General features: G+C 65.1%; 21 protein-coding genes. 11 read left to right on the forward strand and 10 right to left on the reverse strand.

Annotated features, from left to right (window positions below):
• Positions 1–91: 91 nt before the first annotated feature.
• Positions 92–1,471: an exodeoxyribonuclease VII large subunit gene (gene xseA, locus CI15_RS03450; protein ID WP_062124332.1), complete on the reverse strand. Its 1,380-nt coding sequence runs from the start codon at positions 1,469–1,471 to the stop codon at positions 92–94.
• Between the two features lie 548 nt (positions 1,472–2,019).
• On the opposite strand from xseA, the gene lpxK reads away from it, so the two are divergent.
• The 5 genes from lpxK (at position 2,020) to CI15_RS03475 (ending at position 6,089) form a co-directional block, all read left to right on the forward strand.
• Positions 2,020–3,036 carry a tetraacyldisaccharide 4'-kinase gene (gene lpxK, locus CI15_RS03455; RefSeq protein ID WP_062124333.1) on the forward strand — a complete coding sequence of 339 codons (1,017 nt, stop codon included), beginning with the start codon at positions 2,020–2,022 and terminating at the stop codon, positions 3,034–3,036.
• A complete protein-coding gene (locus CI15_RS03460; RefSeq protein WP_007180583.1) occupies positions 3,017–3,220 on the forward strand; it encodes a Trm112 family protein in 204 nt (67 codons plus the stop codon). Before lpxK ends, CI15_RS03460 begins: the two co-directional genes overlap by 20 nt.
• A gap of 195 nt (positions 3,221–3,415) precedes the next feature.
• A complete protein-coding gene (kdsB, locus tag CI15_RS03465) occupies positions 3,416–4,210 on the forward strand; it encodes a 3-deoxy-manno-octulosonate cytidylyltransferase (protein ID WP_062124337.1) in 795 nt (264 codons plus the stop codon).
• 211 nt (positions 4,211–4,421) lie between these two features.
• Positions 4,422–5,087 carry an adenylate kinase gene (gene adk / locus CI15_RS03470; protein WP_062124339.1) on the forward strand — a complete coding sequence of 222 codons (666 nt, stop codon included), beginning with the start codon at positions 4,422–4,424 and terminating at the stop codon, positions 5,085–5,087.
• Between the two features lie 243 nt (positions 5,088–5,330).
• On the forward strand, positions 5,331–6,089 hold the full coding sequence (locus CI15_RS03475; protein WP_062124850.1) for a 3-hydroxyacyl-CoA dehydrogenase: 759 nt from the start codon (positions 5,331–5,333) through the stop codon (positions 6,087–6,089).
• Positions 6,090–6,212: 123 nt separating this feature from the next.
• On the opposite strand, the gene CI15_RS03480 is transcribed toward CI15_RS03475, so the two are convergent.
• Together CI15_RS03480 and murJ are read right to left on the reverse strand one after the other, a co-directional pair.
• Positions 6,213–7,055, reverse strand: coding sequence for a SirB1 family protein (locus CI15_RS03480; RefSeq protein ID WP_062124852.1), 843 nt, complete (start codon positions 7,053–7,055; stop codon positions 6,213–6,215).
• Positions 7,056–7,060: 5 nt separating this feature from the next.
• Positions 7,061–8,611, reverse strand: a complete 1,551-nt coding sequence (gene murJ, locus CI15_RS03485) for a murein biosynthesis integral membrane protein MurJ (protein ID WP_062124340.1) — start codon at positions 8,609–8,611, stop codon at positions 7,061–7,063.
• Positions 8,612–9,119: 508 nt separating this feature from the next.
• On the opposite strand from murJ, the gene rpsT reads away from it, so the two are divergent.
• A complete protein-coding gene (rpsT, locus tag CI15_RS03490; RefSeq protein WP_062124342.1) occupies positions 9,120–9,398 on the forward strand; it encodes a 30S ribosomal protein S20 in 279 nt (92 codons plus the stop codon).
• 178 nt (positions 9,399–9,576) lie between these two features.
• Here rpsT and CI15_RS03495 read toward each other — a convergent pair whose 3' ends face one another.
• Entirely contained in the window at positions 9,577–9,924 is a 348-nt protein-coding gene (locus CI15_RS03495; RefSeq protein ID WP_062124344.1) for a DUF3579 domain-containing protein, read from the reverse strand.
• 503 nt (positions 9,925–10,427) lie between these two features.
• Here CI15_RS03495 and argF point away from each other — a divergent pair.
• Complete coding sequence (gene argF / locus CI15_RS03500; protein ID WP_062124346.1) at positions 10,428–11,357, forward strand: ornithine carbamoyltransferase; 930 nt, start codon at positions 10,428–10,430, stop codon at positions 11,355–11,357.
• Between the two features lie 102 nt (positions 11,358–11,459).
• Here argF and murB read toward each other — a convergent pair whose 3' ends face one another.
• Positions 11,460–12,527, reverse strand: coding sequence for a UDP-N-acetylmuramate dehydrogenase (gene murB, locus CI15_RS03505; protein ID WP_062124348.1), 1,068 nt, complete (start codon positions 12,525–12,527; stop codon positions 11,460–11,462).
• Positions 12,528–12,758: 231 nt separating this feature from the next.
• On the opposite strand from murB, the gene CI15_RS03510 reads away from it, so the two are divergent.
• The gene (locus CI15_RS03510; RefSeq protein ID WP_007180572.1) at positions 12,759–13,244 is read left to right on the forward strand and encodes a YajQ family cyclic di-GMP-binding protein; all 486 of its coding nucleotides are present in this window, start codon (positions 12,759–12,761) and stop codon (positions 13,242–13,244) included.
• Positions 13,245–13,335: 91 nt separating this feature from the next.
• On the opposite strand, the gene plsY is transcribed toward CI15_RS03510, so the two are convergent.
• Both plsY and ybaK read right to left on the reverse strand, forming a co-directional pair.
• The gene (gene plsY, locus CI15_RS03515) at positions 13,336–13,971 is read right to left on the reverse strand and encodes a glycerol-3-phosphate 1-O-acyltransferase PlsY (RefSeq protein ID WP_062124350.1); all 636 of its coding nucleotides are present in this window, start codon (positions 13,969–13,971) and stop codon (positions 13,336–13,338) included.
• 142 nt (positions 13,972–14,113) lie between these two features.
• A complete protein-coding gene (ybaK, locus tag CI15_RS03520; RefSeq protein ID WP_062124854.1) occupies positions 14,114–14,605 on the reverse strand; it encodes a Cys-tRNA(Pro) deacylase in 492 nt (163 codons plus the stop codon).
• Positions 14,606–14,753: 148 nt separating this feature from the next.
• On the opposite strand from ybaK, the gene CI15_RS03525 reads away from it, so the two are divergent.
• The gene (locus CI15_RS03525) at positions 14,754–16,316 is read left to right on the forward strand and encodes a class I adenylate-forming enzyme family protein (RefSeq protein ID WP_062124352.1); all 1,563 of its coding nucleotides are present in this window, start codon (positions 14,754–14,756) and stop codon (positions 16,314–16,316) included.
• A gap of 36 nt (positions 16,317–16,352) precedes the next feature.
• Here CI15_RS03525 and xerD read toward each other — a convergent pair whose 3' ends face one another.
• From xerD to queG, 3 genes are all read right to left on the reverse strand, one after another.
• Positions 16,353–17,303, reverse strand: a complete 951-nt coding sequence (gene xerD, locus CI15_RS03530; protein ID WP_062124354.1) for a site-specific tyrosine recombinase XerD — start codon at positions 17,301–17,303, stop codon at positions 16,353–16,355.
• On the reverse strand, positions 17,300–17,770 hold the full coding sequence (locus CI15_RS03535; protein WP_062124356.1) for a methylated-DNA--[protein]-cysteine S-methyltransferase: 471 nt from the start codon (positions 17,768–17,770) through the stop codon (positions 17,300–17,302). Before CI15_RS03535 ends, xerD begins: the two co-directional genes overlap by 4 nt.
• A gap of 108 nt (positions 17,771–17,878) precedes the next feature.
• A complete protein-coding gene (queG, locus tag CI15_RS03540; RefSeq protein ID WP_062124358.1) occupies positions 17,879–19,108 on the reverse strand; it encodes a tRNA epoxyqueuosine(34) reductase QueG in 1,230 nt (409 codons plus the stop codon).
• Positions 19,109–19,125: 17 nt separating this feature from the next.
• On the opposite strand from queG, the gene tsaE reads away from it, so the two are divergent.
• Both tsaE and CI15_RS03550 read left to right on the forward strand, forming a co-directional pair.
• Positions 19,126–19,710 (forward strand): tRNA (adenosine(37)-N6)-threonylcarbamoyltransferase complex ATPase subunit type 1 TsaE, encoded by a 585-nt coding sequence (gene tsaE, locus CI15_RS03545; protein ID WP_062124360.1) that lies wholly within the window; start codon positions 19,126–19,128, stop codon positions 19,708–19,710.
• Positions 19,692–21,320: an N-acetylmuramoyl-L-alanine amidase gene (locus tag CI15_RS03550; RefSeq protein ID WP_062124362.1), complete on the forward strand. Its 1,629-nt coding sequence runs from the start codon at positions 19,692–19,694 to the stop codon at positions 21,318–21,320. Before tsaE ends, CI15_RS03550 begins: the two co-directional genes overlap by 19 nt.
• The last annotated feature ends 42 nt before the right edge of the window (positions 21,321–21,362 follow it).

Genomic DNA, 21,362 nt, shown 5'->3' on the forward strand with positions numbered 1-21,362 from the left:
GTGCGCAAGGCCCTCCGAAGGGGGTGCGCATGGCGCGTGCCTGCATCGTTGCAAGCCGGAAAATGGGCGCCGCGCGCCCACTGGCGAAACGTCAGAAACCGTCGGTCAGACGCGCCTGCACGTCGGCGAGCGCGACGTCGGCCGAGCCTTCGGCGAGATGCATCGTCAAGCGACGACCAGGTTTCAGCGACGCCGGCGTGCGAATCGCCCGACCGCTTTGCGCGTCGAGCACGGCCGCATAACCGCGCTCGAGTGTGCGCTGTGGACTCAGCACTTCGAGTCGCGCGCTGAGCATGTCGATGCGTGCGAGCTGGCGTTCGTGCTGGCGCGAGAGCGCCCCATCGAGACGCTGTGCCAGCATCTTGACGCGCGTGCGCTCGGCCGCGAGATCCGGACGCCAACGTTGCCAGCGCATCTGCAGCAACGCGAAGCGCGCGCGGGCGTCGCGCACCGGTCGCGCCCCCGCCGACGCAAGCCGCACGCGCACCTGCTGCAGATGTGCGCGCTGCCGCTCAAGCCGCTCGGCCGGCGACACGAGTCGGCGCGCCAGCCAGTCGAGCTGCTGCGCGCGCCGCTCCATCATGCGGCCGAACGCACGTGCGAGCGTCGCGTGTCGATGATCGAGCTCGCGCAGCAGCATGACGCGCTGCGGGCTCACGAGTTCGGCGGCGCCGGTTGGAGTCGGCGCGCGCACGTCGGCGGCGAAATCGGCAATCGTGAAATCGGTTTCGTGACCGACGCCACTCACCACCGGAATGACGCTTTCCGCGATCGCGCGCGCGAGCACTTCTTCGTTGAACGCCCACAGGTCTTCGATCGAACCGCCGCCGCGACACACGATCAGCACATCGACCTCGCGGCGCGCGCCAGCCGCCTCGACCATCGCCGCGAGCTTCGCGCTGACGCCCGCCCCCTGCACCGGCGCCGGATAGACGATCACCGGAATATGCGGCGCGCGGCGCGACAGCGTCGTCAGCACGTCGCGCAAGGCGGCGGCCTGCAACGACGTGACGATACCGATCGCGCGCGGATGCGTCGGCAGCGCGCGCTTGCGTTCGGCGGCGAATAGTCCCTCGGCCTCGAGTTGCGCCTTCAGGCGCAGAAACGCTTCGTACAGACGCCCCTGACCGGTACGGCGCACCGCTTCGACATTCAGCTGCAGTTCGCCGCGCGGCTCGTACATCGTGACGAGCGCGCGCACCTCGATCCGATCGCCTTCGCGCGGCGTGAACTCGGCGTACTGCGCGCGACCACGGAACATCACGCAGCGCATCTGCGCCTGCGCGTCCTTGATCGAGAAATACCAGTGGCCGCTCGCGGCGCGCGTGAAATTCGACACTTCACCCGCGACCCAGACGAGCGGAAACGAGCGTTCGAGCATCGTGCCGATTGCGCGATTGAGTGCGGAGACGGGAACGACGACTTCACCGCCTGGTGCGGCCGCCGAAGCAAAGGGATTTTCGGGATTCATGCGAGGAATAGTATTACTGGCCGGACAGACGATAGACCGAGTGGCCAGTGGCGTCCAGCCGGAATCGCAGGATTGTTAAAAGTGTCCACATGGCGGGAACCGCCTGACGAATTCCGCCAGAACGCCCGTCAATCCCAATAAATTGCGGGCATGCCTTTGATTTATATGGTGTTTAGGTGCCGACAACGAACGCTCGCCCCGGTCAAAACGGCGCGCAATGGCCCTTGCGGCCAATCAGGTGGCAGGTTCTCCACAAAGTTATCCACAGACTGTGAGCAACCGCACATAGCGCATTCAGGCGTGCGCGAGGTCCCACGCGACTTGCCGGGCGGGATGCCCGCGCGCTAGAGTGGCGGGTTCGACGGCATGCCGTTCGCGCAACACGGCGAAGCGCTTGCCGGTCTGAGGCACAACCTTGTGCGAGCCCGCTCGCCTCGATGCTTGCGCCTCATTTTTCGACCGTATTCGCATTTGATTGCCCGGAGAACCGCGTTGATGTTGACCTTGCGTAGTGCGTACGGCGCGCAGTCCGTGGCCGCGACCCGCCCATGAGCGAACTCAACGACCGTCTCGAGGCGCGCCTCGCGCACGAATGGCAGCAGCGTGGACCGCTCGCATGGGCGTTGACGCCTCTCGCCTGCGTGTTCGGCGCGATCGCCGCCGCGCGCCGCGCCGCGTTTTCGCTCGGCTGGCTGAAGTCGGTGCGGGTCGGCGTGCCGGTGGTCGTCGTCGGCAACGTGACGGTGGGCGGTACCGGCAAGACGCCGACCGTCATCGCGCTCGTCGAAGCGTTGCGTGCGGCGGGCTTCACGCCCGGCATCGTGTCGCGCGGCTACGGCGCGCGCGTGCGCACGCCGACCCAGGTCACGCCGGGTTCGTCGGCTCGCGTCGGCGGCGACGAGCCTCTGCTGATCGCGCGCCGCACCGGGGCACCCGTGTGGGTCTGTCCGGATCGCGTCGCCGCCGCGCAGGCGCTGTGCGCCGCGCGCCGCGACGTCGACGTGATCGTCAGCGACGACGGCCTGCAGCACTATCGCCTCGCGCGCGATGTCGAACTCGTCGTGTTCGATCACCGGCTCGGCGGCAACGGCTTCCTGCTACCGGCCGGCCCGCTGCGCGAGCCGCTATCGCGCCGCCGCGACGCGACGCTGATCAACGATCCGTACGCGCGCACGCTGCCTGGCTGGCCGAACACGTTCGCCCTGCAACTCGCGCCCGCCGACGCGTGGCATCTCGACAACCCCGCGCTGCGTCGTCCGCTCGCACAGTTCGCCGGTCAACGCGTGCTGGCCGCGGCCGGCATCGGCGCGCCCGAGCGCTTTTTCGCAACCGTACGCGCGGCCGGCCTCGCGCCCACGACGCGCGCGCTGCCCGATCATTACGCGTTCGAGCGCAATCCGTTCACCGACGTCGACGCCGACGCGATCCTGATTACGGAAAAGGATGCGGTAAAATTGGGGACCTGGCACGACGCGCGCATCTGGGTAGTCCCGGTCGAAGCCGCGCTCGATCATCGCCTCACTGCATTAGTTGTGGAGAAAGTCCGTGGACGCTCGCCTGCTTGAAATCCTCGTCTGCCCGATTTGCAAGGGCCCGCTCAGTTACGACCGCGCCGCGCAGGAACTGATCTGCAACGCGGACAAGCTCGCCTATCCGATCCGCGACGGCATTCCCGTGATGCTCGTCGACGAAGCGCGGCAGACCGTCGAAGGCACGCCCGTCGATCTGAATCCCGGCTCGGTCGCCTGACACGGAGCGACGCCGTACCGCGCAACGTCGTTTAGCGCGCGGGGGCCAGGCAAGCCTCAATGCCGATGCCCGCCCCACCTCTGCTCCACGACCGTTCCGCAGTCGTTTTCTTCGCTGCGGCTTATGTCTGACTCTGCGTGCGCGTCGCGCGCGCAGCCTCTTGTCCCGGCCTGAGCGCCACCCGCCCCTGCTCCGATGACCCAAACCGCTCCTCATCCGTTTATCGCCGTCGTGCCGGCCCGCCTTGCGTCGACGCGTCTGCCCAACAAGCCGCTTGCGGATATCGGCGGCAAGCCGATGGTCGTGCGGGTCGCGGAGCGCGCGCGCGAAGCGGGCGCGCAGCAGGTGCTGGTCGCGTCGGACGCGCAGGAGGTGCTCGACGCGGCGCACGATCACGGCTTCGACGCGGTGCTCACGCGCGCCGATCATCCGTCGGGCACCGACCGTCTCGCCGAAGTAGCGACGCGTTTCGGCTGGAGCGACGACACGATCGTCGTCAACGTGCAGGGCGACGAGCCGCTGATCGACCCGGCGCTCGTGCGCGGCGTTGCTTCGCATCTGGCGACGACGAACGACTGCGCGATCGCGACGGCCGCGCATCCGATCACCGATCCCGCCGAGATTTTCAACCCGAACGTCGTCAAGGTCGTGCCCGATGCGCGCGGCGTCGCGCTGTATTTCTCGCGCGCGCCGATCCCATGGGCACGCGACGCGTGGCAGCCGCACTGGCCCAACGTCGCATCGATGCCCACACCGCCCGCGCCCGCCGTCGTGTATCGGCACATCGGCCTGTACGCGTATCGCGCGAAATTCCTGCGCACGTACCCGAACCTCGCGATCTCGCCGATCGAGCAGGTCGAGGCGCTCGAACAGTTGCGCGCGATGTGGCATGGCGAGCGCATCGCGGTGCTCGTCACGCACGACGTACCGCTGCCCGGCGTCGATACTCCCGCCGATCTCGCGCGCGTACGGGCTTTATTCGGGTCTTGAGCGCGGGAAGCCGTGGCATAATCGACTGGTTATGCGCGCCTCCCAGCGCAGGCGAGACTCGGGTTATCCCGGTCGCGCCGTTCGGATCTTGCAGCGCCGTCGTATTCGACGTGCAGCGCGAGCTAACCAACGGTAGTCGACGCGGGTCCTGCGAGAATCGCCGGGAAGCATGCCGCATCAAGAAAGAATTCACATAGATCTGGAGATATCCATGCGTTTGATCCTGTTGGGTGCACCGGGTGCCGGCAAAGGCACTCAGGCCAACTTCATCAAGGAAAAGTTCGGCATTCCGCAAATTTCGACCGGCGACATGCTGCGCGCGGCCGTCAAGGCCGGCACGCCGCTCGGCCTCGAAGCGAAGCGCTTCATGGACGCGGGCGAACTCGTCACCGATGAGCTGATCATCAACCTCGTGAAGGAGCGTCTGCAGCAGCCGGACTGCGCGAACGGCTATCTGTTCGACGGTTTCCCGCGCACGATTCCGCAAGCTGAGGCAATGAAAGAGGCCGGCGTCGCGATCGACTACGTGCTCGAGATCGACGTGCCGTTCGACGAGATCATCGTGCGCATGAGCGGCCGCCGCTCGCACCCCGCTTCGGGCCGCACGTATCACGTCACGTTCAATCCGCCGAAGGTCGAAGGCATCGACGACGTGACCGGCGAGCCGCTGATCCAGCGCGACGACGACAAGGAAGAAACGGTCAAGAAGCGCCTCGAAGTGTACGAATCGCAGACCAAGCCGCTGATCGAGTACTACAACGGCTGGGCGAAAAACGGCGACGCGTCGAGTTCGGTGAAGGCGCCGCAATATCGCCGCATTTCGGGTCTCGGCAGCGTCGACGAAATTCGCGCCCGCGCGTTCGACGCACTGAAGTAAGCGTTGCCTGCTGCCCGAGTTTGACGAGAAACCCGCCCGCTTCGGCGGGTTTTTTTATTGGCGCGTAGGCAAATCAAGCTGCAACGCCTCGCGCAGCTTGCTCAGGAGAATTGATTAGCTCGCCATAGCGCTCCTATGCCGCCGCCCGCTTCGCTTTCCGCATTGCAGCATAGCCGCTACAATCAATCGTCGAAAAATGCTTCGATCGAGAAAGCACTGAACAACCGTAGCAAAGGAGAAGACATGGAGATTCGTGACAATGTGTTCCTGATCACCGGCGGTGCATCGGGCCTCGGGGCCGCCACCGCGCGCCTGCTCGTCGAGAACGGCGGCAAGGTCGTGCTCGCCGACCTGAATCTGGACGCGGGCGAGGCACTCGCGAAGGAACTCGGCGGCGTGTTTGTCAAATGCGACGTGAGCCGCGAAGAGGACGCGCAACAGGCCGTCGAAGCCGCGACGAAGCTCGGCACGCTGCGCGGTCTCGTCAACTGCGCGGGCGTCGCGCCGGCCGCGAAGACCGTCGGCAAGGACGGCCCCCATGCGCTCGATCTGTTCGCGCGCACCATCACGATCAACCTGATCGGCACGTTCAACATGATCCGGCTCGCCGCGGTGCAGATGTCGAAGAACGAGCCGAACGCCTACGGTGAGCGCGGCGTGATCATCAACACGGCGTCGGTCGCCGCGTACGACGGCCAGATCGGCCAGGCGGCCTACTCCGCCTCGAAGGGCGGCGTGGTCGGCATGACGCTTCCGATCGCGCGCGACCTGTCGCGCAACGCGATCCGCGTGATGACGATCGCCCCGGGCATCTTCGAAACGCCGATGCTGCTCGGCATGCCGCAGGAAGTGCAGGACGCGCTCGGCGCGATGGTGCCGTTCCCGCCGCGTCTCGGCAAACCGGCCGAATACGCGATGCTCGCCAAGCAGATCTTCGACAATCCGATGCTCAACGGCGAGGTGATCCGCCTGGACGGCGCGATCCGTATGCAGCCGAAGTAAGGATCGCCGAACGAGATCAGTCGTCGACCCGCGGGCTTGACCCGCATTCGACGAAAAAAAACGCCTGCACATGCGTGAGATGTGCAGGCGTTTTGCGTTTATGACGCTTGACGATACCTATGGCTACTCGCCGTTATCATGCCGCGTGCGCTGCCGCAATTCATGCAGCTGCGACTCGACCACCGTCGCATCCTCGGCATCGGGGCGATCGCCGAGATAGCTTTCGAGGTCCTCGAGCGCGGGCCGCAGATAGTCCAGGCGCGCATACGCGAAGCCGCGATCGCGTACTTCCTCGATATTGTCCGGCAGCAGAATGACGAGCCGTTGCTGCACCGCGAGCAGACGCTGCCAGCGCTCGGTCTGCAGGTAGATCGCCTTCAGGTTGCGCAACATCCTTGCGACGATCTCGCGACGCGTGGCCGGTTGCAGCAACAGGCGCAGTGCGCGTCCGACCGAATCTCCGGCAGACGCGACATACGGCTCGAGCATTTCGACCATTTGCGCTTCGGACAGCGAATGACCGGTGGTCGGATCGAGCATCACGTCGCCATCGGGCGTGCTCACGCGCAGCAGGAAGTGGCCCGGAAAAGACACCCCGCGCACCGGAACGCCGAATTGCTCGGCCATCTCCAGATAGAGCACCGCGAGCGAAATCGGAATGCCGCGGCGACGTTTGAGCACGACGTTCAGATGGCTGTTGTCGGGGTCGTAGTAATCGTTCAGATTGCTCGCGAAACCGAGTTCGCGGAAAAAGAAACGATTGAGGATGCCAACCTTCTGACGGATATCGGCATCGTCGGGCATGCGGCGGCGCAGCCGCAACACCAGCTCGTCGATCTCGGCGAGCACCGACTGCAGATCGAGGTCGGGATAGGCGTCCTGCGCGAGCGAGAGCGTCGTCTCGGTCAGCGGCAGGCTCTCGTCTTCGGCGACGAGCGTGCTGAAATAATCGAGAATCCGCGACATGGTGATCACTTCACTCGCCTTTTGAAATACGCGTACTTGAAGCCCATCAGCCAAAGCATACCGAAATATAGCGCGGCGAACAGCACGAGGCACGCACCAAGCAACACCATGCGGCTGACCGGCTGGTTATGCATGCCGATCCAGTCGAAGCTGATTGCAAGCCAGCGCATGACGCCGGCGAGCACGAGGCACGCTCCGAGTAACTGCACGAAGAACTTGAGCCAGCCGCTCGACGGCATATAGATGCCGCGTTTGCGCAGACCAATGAACAGCAGCAGCGCATTGACGCAAGCACCGAGCCCGACGCTCAGCGTAAGACCCGCATGCGCGAACACCGGTACGAACGCGTAATTGCTCAGCTGCGTGACGACCAGCACGCCGATGCCGATCTTCACCGGCGTCTTGATGTCCTGCTTCGCGTAGAAGCCCGGCGCGAGGATTTTGATCAGGATCAGGCCGACCAGACCGACGCCGTAGGCGGCCAGCGCGCGGCTCACCATCACGACCGAGTTGCCGTCGAACTTGCCGTAGTTGAACAGCACGGCCGTCAACGGCTGTGCGAAGAAGAACAGCGCGATCGCGCTCGGCGCGGCGAGCAGGAACGTGACGCGCAGCCCCCAGTCGAGCAGCGACGAATACTCGTGCGCATCGGCATCGACGTGCGCCTTCGACAGGCTCGGCAACAGGATCGTGCCGAGCGCGACGCCGAGCAGCGCGGTCGGAAACTCCATCAGCCGATCGGCGTAGTTGATCCACGACACCGCGCCCGGCCCGATGTGCGACGCGATGTTGGTGTTGATGATCAGGCTGATCTGCGCGACCGACACCGCGAACATCGCCGGCACCATCTTCGCGAGTACGCGCTTCACGCCGCGATGCGCGAGCGCGCGCAGCGGATTCAGGCCGATGCGCGGCACCATGTCGATCTTTTTGAGGCCCGGCAGCTGCACCACGAATTGCAGCACGCCGCCGACGATCACCGCCCAAGCCAGCGCATAGACCGGCGTTTGCAGGCGCGGCGCGAGGAACAGCGCCGCGAGGATGAACGCGACGTTCAACAACACGGGCGCGAACGCGGGCAGCGAGAAGTTCTTGTACGTGTTCAGCACGCCCGACGCCAGCGACGTCAGCGAGATGAAAATGATGTACGGGAACATGATGCGCGTCATCGTGACCGCGAGCTGGTACGCGTGCCCCTCGTGAGCAAGGCCGGACGCGACGACGAACACGACGCCCGACGCACCGACCACGCCGAGCAGCGACAGCACGGCCAGCGCCCACGCGAGCACGGTCGAGGTAGCATCGACTAGCGCCTTGGTGGCGTCGTGACCTTGCTGGTTCTTGAACTCGGCGAGGATCGGCACGAAGGCTTGCGAGAACGCACCTTCGGCGGAAATGCGGCGCAGCAGGTTCGGGATGCGGAAGGCGACGTAGAACGCGTCGGTGTATTGACTGGCGCCGAACGCACGGGCGATCAACGTTTCTCGGGCCAGTCCGGTCACGCGCGACAGCAGCGTGAAGCCGCTGACCGTCAGCAGGGCTCGGAATAGATTCATGGGGCGCTTATTATACGGGTCCCGCCAGTGCGGGCGACGAGCCAGAACGCGATTCGGACCGATTTGCGGCGCGGACGTTCGCGCCGATCTGCTGAAAAGCGCGATTTCTTGTGTTTCTTGCGATGTTCGCGTCGACCTCAGCACCCTGAGCTGTTGTCCTCGCACACGGGTCGGCAGATAAGCGCCAAAGTCACGCCGGACCGGCCGCCGCTGCGCCGTCGCGCGTTTTCCGTTGCCACGTGCCTGATTTTGTTGCTATAATCGTCGGTTTCGAAGCTTGCTCAGTTTTCGAACGGTCTTCGGACGGGATTCTCAGCTTGACGCAACGTCATCTGTCAATGCATCCGGATACCTGAAAACACGGGCCCGCCTTCGCGTAGTTCGATCGATTTTTTCGACACTTTTGCGCCCTTGGGCAATCGCTTCCAGGGGTTCGGATCGAGAAGCAGCACCTCGCCTCTTCAATCAAGGCCGGGTACTGGAAACAGGAACAGGATAAGGAACCGTCATGGCAAACTCCGCACAAGCACGCAAGCGCGCCCGCCAGGCCGCGAAGGCAAACTCGCATAACTCGGCACTGCGCTCGAAGTTCCGCACGGCCATCAAGGCCGTCCGCAAGGCAATCGACGCAGGCGACGAGGCTAAGGCCGCTGAAATCTTCAAGGCATCGTCGAAAACCATCGACATCATCGCCGACAAGAACATCATTCACAAGAACAAGGCAGCTCGCCACAAGAGCCGTCTCGCTGCAGCCATCAAGGGTCTGCAAGCGCCCGCAGCGCAGTAATTCCGGTCAGCCCGCTTCGGCGGGCTACCTCCTGTTTCCGCTGCACAAGAAGCCCGCTTTGGCGGGCTTTTTTGTTTTTTGCCACTTTTTGGTTTTTTGCCAGATCGGCAGCCACAAAAAAACCCGCTGCTTGCGGGTTTTTGCTTTTGCTGCGCGCGGCCGATGCGGCCAGCCTGCGTCAGATCACATGGCGTTTGGCTTGCGGCGGAGGTGCATGCTCGAGTTCCAGTTCGCACGCCTCGGTGACGAGCAGGTCGTTGTCTTTCGCGAAGTTGAGAACGAAATCGAAGGCCATCGGCTCGATGTCGCGCAGCCGCGAATCGAGAATGACGCATTTGAGGTCGCCGATCATCGTCGGGCGCACGTACACCGAGTACTGCATATAGGCGTTTGGCCCCTTCCTCACGCCGGGCCCGAACGACGACATGACGCCCGCGAGCCGCTCCGACCAGTCGCTCGGTCGAAACTTTTTTCCGGTCGACGTAATGCCCTGAATGAAATATTCGATTGGAGCTGCTTCGGCCATGTAGGAATACCTGTGTGACTGCCCAGCGGAATGACGGCCAACCGGCGAGCCAGCTGCGCGCCCGAATTCGCCGCAAGCGACATGCACGACAAGCGCTTGCAGGCTCCTGCGACGTTCATGGGACCTGGCGCTAACGCAACAATGACGAACCGCACGACGAGAACCGCTGCGGCGAACCGGCTGAACCGCTCTGGCGCCTGCCATGACGGCCACGCCGTGACAGGCTTTCCGCGCCACGCGAGCCACGTTTCTTCATGCGAAACGCCGGCCTGCTGGGCTTTGGGATAACCCCTAGATTATAGCGCAGCGGGCCCTTTTCCGCAGCGCACACAAGCGTCCTTCAGCACCTTTGCACAACGTATTGCAACGCTTTCGGATCGCTTGCACCGCCGTCCGGCCGACTCGTCAAACGGGGCGAAATCCTTTATGCTGCATTGAGTTACCACCAAACGACGGCGGCACAGTCCGGCAACCCTGCCGGGTGAGACCGCCGTATTTGTTTCATGACCGCCAAGAAAATTCGCCACTACCTGCAGTTCAAGGATTTCTCGCTGGAAGACTACGAGTACGTGCTCGAACGCGCGCGCATCCTGAAACGCAAATTCAAGAACTACGAGACCTATCACCCGCTGCACGACCGCACGCTGGCGATGATCTTCGAAAAGAATTCGACGCGCACGCGTCTGTCGTTCGAAGCCGGCATCTTCCAGCTTGGCGGTCACGCGGTGTTCATGAGCACGCGCGACACGCAGCTCGGCCGCGGCGAGCCGATCGAAGATGCCGCGCAGGTCATCTCGCGAATGGTCGACATCATCATGATCCGCACGTTCGGCCAGGACATCATCCAGCGCTTCGCCGAAAATTCGCGCGTGCCGGTGATCAACGGCCTTACCAACGAATACCACCCGTGCCAGGTGCTCGCAGACATCTTCACGTACTTCGAGCATCGCGGTCCGATCCGCGACAAGACAGTCGCGTGGGTCGGCGACGCGAACAACATGCTGTACACGTGGATCGAAGCCGCGCAGATTCTCGGCTTCAAGCTGCGCCTGTCCACGCCGCCCGGTTACAAGCTCGACCGTGCGCTCGTCTCGGCGGAAAGCGCGCCGTTCTACGCGGAATTCGACGACCCGAACGAAGCCTGCGCGGGCGCCGATCTCGTCACCACCGACGTGTGGACCAGCATGGGCTTCGAAGCCGAGAACGAAGCGCGCAAGAAGGCTTTCGCGGACTGGTGCGTCGACGCCGACATGATGGCGCGCGCGAATCCCGACGCGCTCTTCATGCATTGCCTGCCCGCGCATCGCGGCGAAGAAGTCAGCGCCGAAGTGATCGACGGGCCGCAGAGCGTCGTGTGGGATGAGGCGGAGAACCGTCTGCACGTGCAGAAGGCATTGATGGAATACCTGCTGCTAGGCAAGCTCAATCACTGAGCGAACGCTGGTCCAGACACAAGCCGGAACCGCGGTACAAAAAAGGCGCCAGGAGGAAAACTCCCGGCGCCTTTTTGCATTCTTCGGCGTTGAAACGGCCGCTCACAAGCAAACCGGCTCCGCCTCCAGTTCCACGCCAAATCGCTCGGACACGTCGCGCTGGATCGCCCGCGCGAGCGCCAGCACTTGCGCGCCGCTCGCGCCACCGCGATTCACCAGCACCAGCGCCTGGCGCTCATGCACGGCCGCCGCGCCCATCGCGCGCCCCTTCCAGCCACATCGGTCGATCAGCCAGCCGGCCGCCAGCTTCACCCGGCCATCGGCTTGCGCATACGACACGATTTCCGGCTCGCGACGTTTCAGCGCCTCGAACCGGGCGGCATCGATCACCGGATTCTTGAAGAAGCTCCCCGCGTTGCCCAGTTCGAGCGGATCGGGCAGTTTCGCGCGCCGCACGGCGACGACCGCATCGAAAATGGCCTGCGCGCTTGGCTGCAGAGCCTCGCCATCGGCTTGCCCGGCGCGCGCCGCCAGCTCGCGCGCGAGTTCCGCATAGCCGGCGCGCGGCTGCCACGCCTTCGGCAAGCGGAACGTCACCGACGTGATCACGAAGCGTTCGCGCCCTTCCCGCTTGAAAAAGCTGTCGCGATAGCCGAACCGGCACGCGTCGCCGTCGAGCTCCACGGCTTCGCCGGTCGCGAGCTCGATCGCCCGCAGCGACGCGAAGCGCTCGCACATTTCGAGCCCGTAAGCACCGATGTTCTGGATCGGCGCCGCGCCGACCGTGCCCGGAATCAGCGCGAGGTTTTCGAGGCCGGGCATGCTCTCGGCCAACGTCCACGCGACGAACTCGTGCCACGGCTCGCCGGCGGCGGCCTCGACATACCACGCGTCCTGATCCTCGCGCACCACGCGGCGGCCGCGCAGCGCCACCAGCAGCACGAGCCCGGCGAAGTCGCCGGTCAGCACGACGTTGCTGCCGCCGCCGAGCACAAGGCGCGGCAGGCCCGCGACGCGCGGATCGCGCACCGCGGCGAGCAACTGTTCCTCACGCTCGATCAGGCACGCGAACTGCGCGCAAACATCGAAGCCGAACGTGTTGTGGGCCTTCAGCGAATAGCCGGCCATGAGGGACGCGACGGCGGGAGTGACGAGATTGGATTGGGACATCGGATCGGCAGCAGGGCAACGACGGGAAGCAACGAAAAACGACGCATGACGCGTAAGACGACAGGAGCAACGCCGCCCGACGCGGATCGGCCGCCGTCGCGACCATGCGCGGCGGCCTTGGGCAAAAGGGAGCGGCGTCGGTAAAATGACGTCCGGTCCGTGATTATAGCGAGTGCCTCGCGCGCAGCCGACCGGCCGCGTCGCGCACTGCCGCACTATTGGGAGAATGCAATGCCATCGTTTGACGTCGTCTGCGAAGCGAACATGATCGAAGTCAAGAACGCGATCGAGCAGTCCAACAAGGAAATTTCCACGCGTTTCGACTTCAAGGGGTCCGACGCGCGCGTCGAACACAAGGAAAACGAAATCACCGCTTACGCCGACGACGACTTCAAGCTCGGTCAGGTGAAAGACGTGCTGCTCTCGAAAATGGCCAAGCGCAACGTCGACGTGCGCTTTCTCGACTACGGCAAGATCGAGAAGATCGGCGGCGACAAGGTCAAGCAGGTCATCAAGATCAAGAAAGGCGTGTCCGGCGATCTGTCGAAGAAAATCGTCCGTCTCGTGAAGGACAGCAAGATCAAGGTGCAGGCGAGCATTCAGGGCGATGCCGTGCGTATCACCGGTGGGAAGCGCGACGACCTGCAAAGCGTGATCGCGATGCTGCGCAAGGACGTGACCGACACGCCGCTCGACTTCAACAACTTCCGCGACTAAGCGCCACGACGCGCGAGGCTTGCAACGAGCTTCGCGCGCGAATTCAGACGCGCTTCAAATCGGGCCGGGCGAATCGCTCAGCCCGTCCATCTCACAGATCGTTGCCCGCCGCCGGAGTCGCGACCTTCTTCTTGTCGCCGATGCGGCTCTCCTGCCCCCGCATCAGCTTCGCGATGTTGCCGCGATGCCGCCACACGAGCAGCAGGCTCATCACCAGAACCGCGAGCGCGACGATGCGCGGCCCGAACAGGAACACGTAGAAGAGCGGCGCGAACAGCGCCGAGCACAGCGCCGCGAGCGACGAGTAGCGCGTGAAGAACGCGACGATCAGCCAGGTCAGCAAGGTCGCGATGCCGAGCGTCGGGTTGATCGCCAGCAGCACGCCCGCGGCGGTCGCGACGCCCTTGCCGCCCTTGAAGCGGAAGAAAATCGGATACAGGTGACCGAGAAACACCGCGAGCGCGGCAATCGCGATCGAGCGCTCGTCGAGCCCGTAACGCGCGCCGAAATGGACGACCACCCATACAGGCAGCCAGCCCTTGAAGGCATCGCCGATCAGCGTCAGAATCGCGGCCTTCTTGCTGCCGCTGCGTAGCACGTTGGTGGCGCCGGGGTTGCCCGAGCCGTACGAGCGCGGGTCGTCGAGACCCATCGCGGCGCTCACGATCACGGCAAACGACAACGAACCGATCAGATAGGCAACGACAGCGACGATCAGGTTTTGCATCTGGGACTCTTATAAGGATCGCGGTCTGACATTCGATACCCCAACCGCAACAGGGCATGCCCGTCGAAACGAGGCGGCGCACATTCTACCGAACGTGTCCGCGCAAAAAACATTCAGGCAAACGTCAACTCTCGCTGCGTCATCAGTCCACGCTCGCGCATTGCACCGGCTTCGCCCCAAGCAGATCGGTGAGCACTTCCGGCTCGATGCTGACGAGAAAGCCGCGCCGGCCGCCGTTCAGCCAGATCCTGTCCATTTCGAGAATAGTCGACTCGACGTACACCGGCATCTGCTTGCGCGTGCCGAACGGCGACGTGCCGCCGATCAGGTAACCCGAATGACGGTTAGCGACCTCGGGCTTGCACGGCTCGACGCGCTTCGCGCCGATCTGCCGCGCGAGGTTTTTCGTGCTGACGGTGCGATCGCCGTGCATCAGGACGATCAGCGGCTTCGCGTGCTCGTCTTCCATCACCAGCGTCTTCACGACCTGATGCTCGTCGACGCCGAGCTGGCGTGCCGATTCCGCGGTGCCGCCGTGCTCGACGTAGTCGTAAGGATGCTCGCCGAACGTGACGCCATGACGCCGCAGCAACTGCGTGGCGGGCGTTTCGGAGACATGTCTGGATTTGCTCATCGGCGCATTGTAATGGCGCGTTTGCAAGACGGCTATTTGCCGAACGGCCAATTGTGCGGGTCCGGAGCTTGTGGCACGATCGTTCGAAAATAGGCCGGCGCGGTGCGCGATACTGCGCAAGGGCAATGAATTGTTTCAGGAGACAGTGTTGAGCCAGGCTTCATCCATCCGTTCCACCATCGACATCCCCGCGCTCCTGGCCGCCCTGCCCGCGCGCATCAGCGACATTCCGGCGCTCGCCGCCGCGCGCGATCCGCGGCATGTCGCATTGATCGAAGACGCGCGCCGCCTCACCAACGCGCAACTGCGCGATGCCGTCGATGCCACCGCCACGCTGCTGCGCGACTGGGGCGTGCGCGGCGGCGATCGCGTGATGATCGTCGCGGAAAACAGCATCGCGCAGATCGTGCTGCTGTTCGCGACCGCGAAGCTGGATGCGTGGGCGCTCGTGTCGAACGCGCGCCTATCCGCCGCCGAGCTCGACTCGATCCGCGCGCATGCGCAACCGCGCGTCGTCGCGTATGCGGTCGAAAGCTCGCCCGACGCGCGCCAGCATGCGCAACGTCATCAGGCCACCCATGCACCCACGGTGTCTGCGGACATCGGCGCATGGTCGTATGCGCTGGACAGCACCGCGCAACCCGAACCGGTCGAAGCCGCCAACGACCGTCAATGCGCGGCGCTGATCTACACGACCGGCACCACCGGCGCGCCGAAGGGCGTGATGCTGTCGCATCGGAATCTGCTGTACATCGCGGCGGTGTCGAGCCGGCTGCGCCAGGTCGGGCCCGACGACGTCGTCTATGCGGTGCTGCCGATCTCGCACGTGTACGGTTTCGCGTCGGTATGCCTCGGCAGCCTGCATGCGGGCGCGACCTTGCGGCTCGCGCCGCGCTTCGTGCCCGAAGCGGTGCGTCGCGCGCTGGCCGACGACCAGGTGTCGATCTTCCAGGGCGTGCCGGCGATGCACGCGAAGCTGCTCGAACATCTGCACACGCACGGCCACGCATGGTCCGCGCCGCGACTGCGCTTCGCATACTCGGGCGGCTCGCCGCTCGACGCCGCGCTGAAGGCGCAGGCCGAAGCCGTGTACGGTCTGCCGCTGCACAACGGCTACGGCATGACCGAAAGCAGCCCGACCGTGTCGCACACGATGCTCGACGCCCCGCGCGGCGACTGCTCGGTCGGCGAAGTCATTCCGGGCGTCGAAGTGAAATTCGTCGGGCTCGACGGCGTCGAAGCGGCCGCGGGCGAGATTGGCGAATTGTGGGTACGCGGTCCGAACGTGATGCTCGGCTATTACCGCAACCCTGAGCAGACACGCGCGACGGTCACGGCAGACGGCTGGCTCAAGACCGGCGACCTCGCGCGGCAGGACGCCGATGGCGCGCTGCATATCGTCGGACGCAGCAAGGAACTGATCATCCGCTCGGGCTTCAACGTGTATCCGGCCGAGGTCGAGCACGTGCTGAACGCGCATCCGCAGGTCGTGCAGTCGGCTGTGATCGGACGCGCGGTCGAAGGCAACGAAGAAGTGATCGCGTTCGTCGAGCTGATTTCGGGTGCGACGGTCACGCCCGCGGAATTGATCGCCTGGTGCGGCGAACGGCTCGCGCCCTACAAGCGGCCGGCCAAGTTGAAGGTGCTCGCGGCGCTGCCGGCTGCGTCGACCGGGAAGATTCTCAAGCACCGCTTGCGCGAGTTCATGTGAAACGGCGGCCGCCGTATACGGCCCCGCGCGTCCCACTCACCCGCGCGGATGATGCTGCGCGTGCAGCGATTTCAAACGCTCGCGCGCGACGTGCGTGTAGATCTGCGTCGTCGAAATATCGGTGTGGCCAAGCAGCAATTGCACGACACGCAGATCCGCGCCGTGGTTGAGCAGATGCGTCGCGAACGCGTGACGCAACGTGTGCGGCGACAACGGCGCATGGACGCCCGCCGCCTGCGCGTGTCGCTTGATGATGTTCCAGAACTGCTGGCGCGTCATGCCTTCCGCGCGTGCCGTCACGAACAGCGCATCGGCCGCGCGCGCGCCGAGCAGCGCCGGGCGCGCGTCGCGCAGATAGCGCTCGATCCACGCGTGCGCCTCTTCGCCGAACGGAATCAGCCGCTCCTTCGAGCCCTTGCCGGTCACCCGCACGACGCCTTCGTTGAGCCCCACCTCGATGCTCTTCAGCGTGACCAGTTCGGTCACGCGCAAGCCGCTCGCGTACATCAACTCGAGCATCGTGCGATCGCGCAAGCCGAGTGGCGTGTCGATATCGGGTGCGCCCAGCAGCGCTTCGACCTGCGCTTCGCTCAAGGTCGACGGAAAACGCGGCGGCTGCTTTGCCGAGCGGATGCGCAAGGTTGGGTCCGCGGCCGCGCGACGCTCGCGCACCGCCCACGCGTAATAGCGGCGAAACACCGACAGCCGGCGATTCGCCGAAGTCGCCTTGTCCTTTTGCCGCGCCGCGCTGTAGGCGGTCAGGTCGGCTTCGCTCGCGATGTCGAGCGAGGCGTTGCGCGTGTGCGCGAGCCATTCGCAGAACAGGCGCAAGTCGCGGCGGTACGCGTCGAGCGTGTTGCGCGACAGGCCGTGTTCGAGCCATAGCGCGTCGCAGAAGGCGTCGATCGATGCGGAACTGGTCAGAAGCAGCGGCGAGGTGGCGGCTGTGTCTTCGCCGTGTGCGGCGGTATCGGTGATGGTGCTCATGCGTACGGCACACCCTCATGCGCGAGCAGCCAGCGCTTTACATTGCGAAAGAAGCCATCGCCGCCATCGTGCGCGAAGCCGCCGATGCCGCTCGAACTCACCACCCGGTGACACGGAATCACGATCGGAAAGAAGTTCGCGCCGCACGCCTGGCCAACCGCGCGCGGCGCGCTGCCGAGCTGCTTCGCGAGTTGTCCGTAGGTCAGCACGACGCCCGGCGGGATGTCGCTGATCGCCTGCCACACGCGCCGCTGGAACGCGGTGCCGCACGCGGCGAGCGGCAGCTCGAACTTCGCGGACGCTCGCTCGAAGTAACGCTCGAGCTGGTCGGCCGCCTCGCGCGCGAGCGGCGTCGCGGGCGCGACGTTGCGCGTCGAATCGGGCAGATAAACGATCTCGCGCACGGCCTCGCCCTCGAGCCGGATGCCGACCTTGCCGAACGGCGCGTCGATCACTGCGTTGAACATGATTGCCTGCTCCTCATGCGTGCCAACTTGCGGGCACGGAACTGCCACCAACGAATTGCCGCCACCGAATTGCAGCCACCGAATTGCAGCCACCGAATTGCCGCCACTTTACGCCGCTTCGAGCGCCCACTCCACATGCTCGCGCACCACCGTCGACGGATCGTCAACCCGCTGCCGCAACGCGCGCACGATCGCGGCACGCGCCTCGGCGTCGAGACTTGCGGGCGCGGCGCGCAACGCGTTACCCATGCCGACCGCGAGATTGCGCAGCCAGCTCTCGTAACCGATGCGGCGAATCGCGCTGCCTTGCATGCGCGTATCGAACTCGTCCGCGCTCCACGCGAACAGCTCGACCAGCGACGCGCGATCGAGCCCGTGCCGCACGTCGAAATCGGCGACCGGCGCGGCCTGCGCGAACTTGTTCCACGGACACACGAGCTGGCAGTCGTCGCAGCCGTACACACGATTGCCGATCAGCGGCCGCAGGTCGAGCGGAATACTGCCCTTCAGCTCGATCGTCAGATAGGAGATGCAGCGCCGCGCGTCGACCTTGTACGGCGCGACGATCGCGCCGGTCGGGCAGGCGTCGATGCACCGCGTGCAGCTGCCGCAATGCGAGCCCGGCGTTTCGGGCGCCGCCTCGGGCACGGTTTCGGCGTCGGTCGGCAGCGGGATGTCGACATAGATCTCGCCGAGGAAGAACAGCGAGCCCGCGTCGCGCTGCAACAGCAACGTGTGCTTGCCGCGCCAGCCGATGCCGGCCTTCTGCGCGAGCTCGACTTCGAGCACCGGCGCCGAATCGGTGAACACGCGATAGCCGAACGGCCCAATTGCCGCTTCGATCCTGTCGGCCAGTTGTTGCAGACGCTGACGCATCACCTTGTGATAATCGCGGCCGCGCGCATAGATCGACACGACCGCCGTCGACGGGTCCGCCAGCCGCGCATGCTCGGCCGCGCGCCAGTCGCGCGCTGCTTGCGCCGCCGCTCCCTCGAGCGTCTGCGCGGGCAGATAAGCGATGCGCGCGGTGATCACGCGTCGCGTGCCGGCCACAAGCTCGGCCGGCCGCGCGCGTTTCATGCCGTGTTTGGCCATATAATCCATCTCGCCGTGGCAACCCGCTTCGAGCCACGCTGCAAGCGGCGCTTCGGCGGCCGACAGATCGGTATCGCTGATGCCGATTGCCCCGAAGCCGAGTTCACGGCCCCACGTCTTGATGTCGAGCGCAAGCGCATGGAGCGCCGCTTCATCGAAACGGGACATTGCACACGAGACTCGCGCGGCATCATCGGCCGTTGCGGGCGTGCAGGAATCAGGGGACTTCGGACTTCGGTTCATCACGCCATTTTACGAGAATGCCTGTCAATTCCGATCACGCGACCCTACCGTCCGCTGCCGTTGTCCTCGAACGCTCTTTCGCGCTCGCGGACGAAGCCGCCACGCAGGCGTTCGGCGCGCGCTTCGCACAGGCGATCGAAAGCGTGCGCGCGGCCTCGCGCGCCCAGCCCGGCACCGCAAGCGGCCTCGCGTTCCACGGCCTGCAAGTCCAACTCGTCGGCGACCTCGGCGCCGGCAAAACCACGCTCGTGCGCGCGACGTTGCGCGGCCTCGGCCACACCGGCCGCGTGCGCAGTCCGACCTACACGCTCGTCGAACCGTATGTGCTCGAGCGGCCCGCCGGGGAACTCGCGCTGTATCACTTCGATCTGTACAGATTCACCGATCCGGCCGAATGGGCCGACGCAGGCTTTCGCGAATATTTCGACAGCGGCGCGGTCTGCCTCGTCGAATGGCCGCAACGCGCGGGCCCGCTGCTCGGCGTGCCGGATCTCGTCTTCTCGCTCGGGCTCGTCGGCGGCACCGACGCAAACGCGGACGCACGCGTCCTCGTCGCACGCGCCTATAGCGAATCAGGAAAGGCATGTCTCGAAAGATGTTAATCAAACCGTTCCACTCGATCGAATCGGCGGCGGGCGCAACGCATAACTGGCGGCGTCGGCAGATCCTGCGCGCGGGTGCGTCGACGCTCGTGCTCGGGCTCGTCGCGCCGCGTCTCGCCTTGGCGAGCTCGGTACTCGGCGTGCGCGTGTGGCCCGCGCGCGACTACACGCGTGTGACGATCGAATCCGATCAACCGCTGCAGAACACGCAACAATTGCTGCAGGGACCGGACCGGCTCGTCGTCGATTTGAGCGGTCTCGATCTCGATCAGGCGCTGAAGGATCTGGTGTCGAAGATCACGCCGAACGATCCGCAGATTTCGTCGGTGCGGGTCGGACAGTATCAGCCGCATGTGGTGCGCATGGTGTTCGACCTGAAGGGCTCGGTGAAGCCGCAGGTGTTCGCGCTGCCGCCGGTCGGCGCGTACAAGTACCGGCTCGTGTTCGACCTGTATCCGGCTGTCGCGCCCGATCCGCTGATGGATCTGCTCGCGCAGACCGAGCGCAAGCAACAGGCATTCGACGAACAGAACAGCGCGCCGCCCGCGACGCTCGCCGGTCCCGGCACGACGCCGCCCACCGACAACAGCGATGCGTTCTTCGAGCATTACGCGCAGAACGGCGGCGCGGGTACGGGCGCCGCGAATGGCGCCGCGGGCCTGCGGCATCCGCCGGCACACGGCACGACGGCCCCGTCCGCTCCGGTCATCGCCGGCAGGCAGGCGACACCGTCCGCGCCCTCCGCGGCAGTCGCGCCGCCCACCGCGATCGCCCGCAACAAGGGTGGCAACACCAGTGGCAACAGCACCGCGCGCGGCCTCGGCAACGAAAGCGACACCCCCGGCGACAGCGACGACACCTACGCGTTCACCACACCCAAATCGAGCCGCAGCAACACCGTGCGACTGCTCACCGTCGCGATCGATCCGGGTCATGGCGGCGAGGACCCGGGCGCGATCGGCGGCGGTGGTACCTACGAGAAGCACATCGCGCTCGACATCGCGAAGAAGCTGCGCGCGAAGATCGACGCGCAGCCGAACATGCGCGCGATGATGACGCGCGACGCCGATTTCTTCGTGCCGCTGAACGTGCGCGTGCAGAAGGCGCGCCGGGTCGGCGCGGACCTGTTCGTGTCGATCCACGCGGACGCGTTCACGACGCCGGAGGCCAAGGGCTCGTCGGTGTTCGCGCTGTCGGAGCACGGCGCGTCGAGCGCGGCCGCGCGCTGGATGGCGAACAAGGAGAACTCGTCGGATCTGATCGGCGGCATCAACATCAAGTCCGACGACGCGACCGTGAACCGCGCGCTGTTCGACATGTCGACCACCGCACAGATTCGCGACTCGATGCGCTACGGCAACTTCGTGCTGAAGGAAATCGGCGACATCAACAAGCTGCACAAGGGCTCGGTCGAGCAGGCCGGCTTCGCGGTGCTGAAGGCACCGGATATTCCGTCGATCCTCGTGGAGACCGCGTTCATCAGCAACCCCGATGAAGAGCGCCGCCTGAACGACGACGCGTATCGCGAGAAGATGGCCAACGCGATCCTGACCGGCATCAAGCGCTATTTCGCGGCGAATCCGCCGCTCGCGAAGAGCCGCATGACGTGATGTCGGCATACAGGAAGCAATAAAAAAACGGCCTCACGGCCG

This window comes from Paraburkholderia monticola (genome assembly GCF_001580545.1).
GTDB classification, from domain to species: Bacteria; Pseudomonadota; Gammaproteobacteria; order Burkholderiales; family Burkholderiaceae; genus Paraburkholderia; species Paraburkholderia monticola.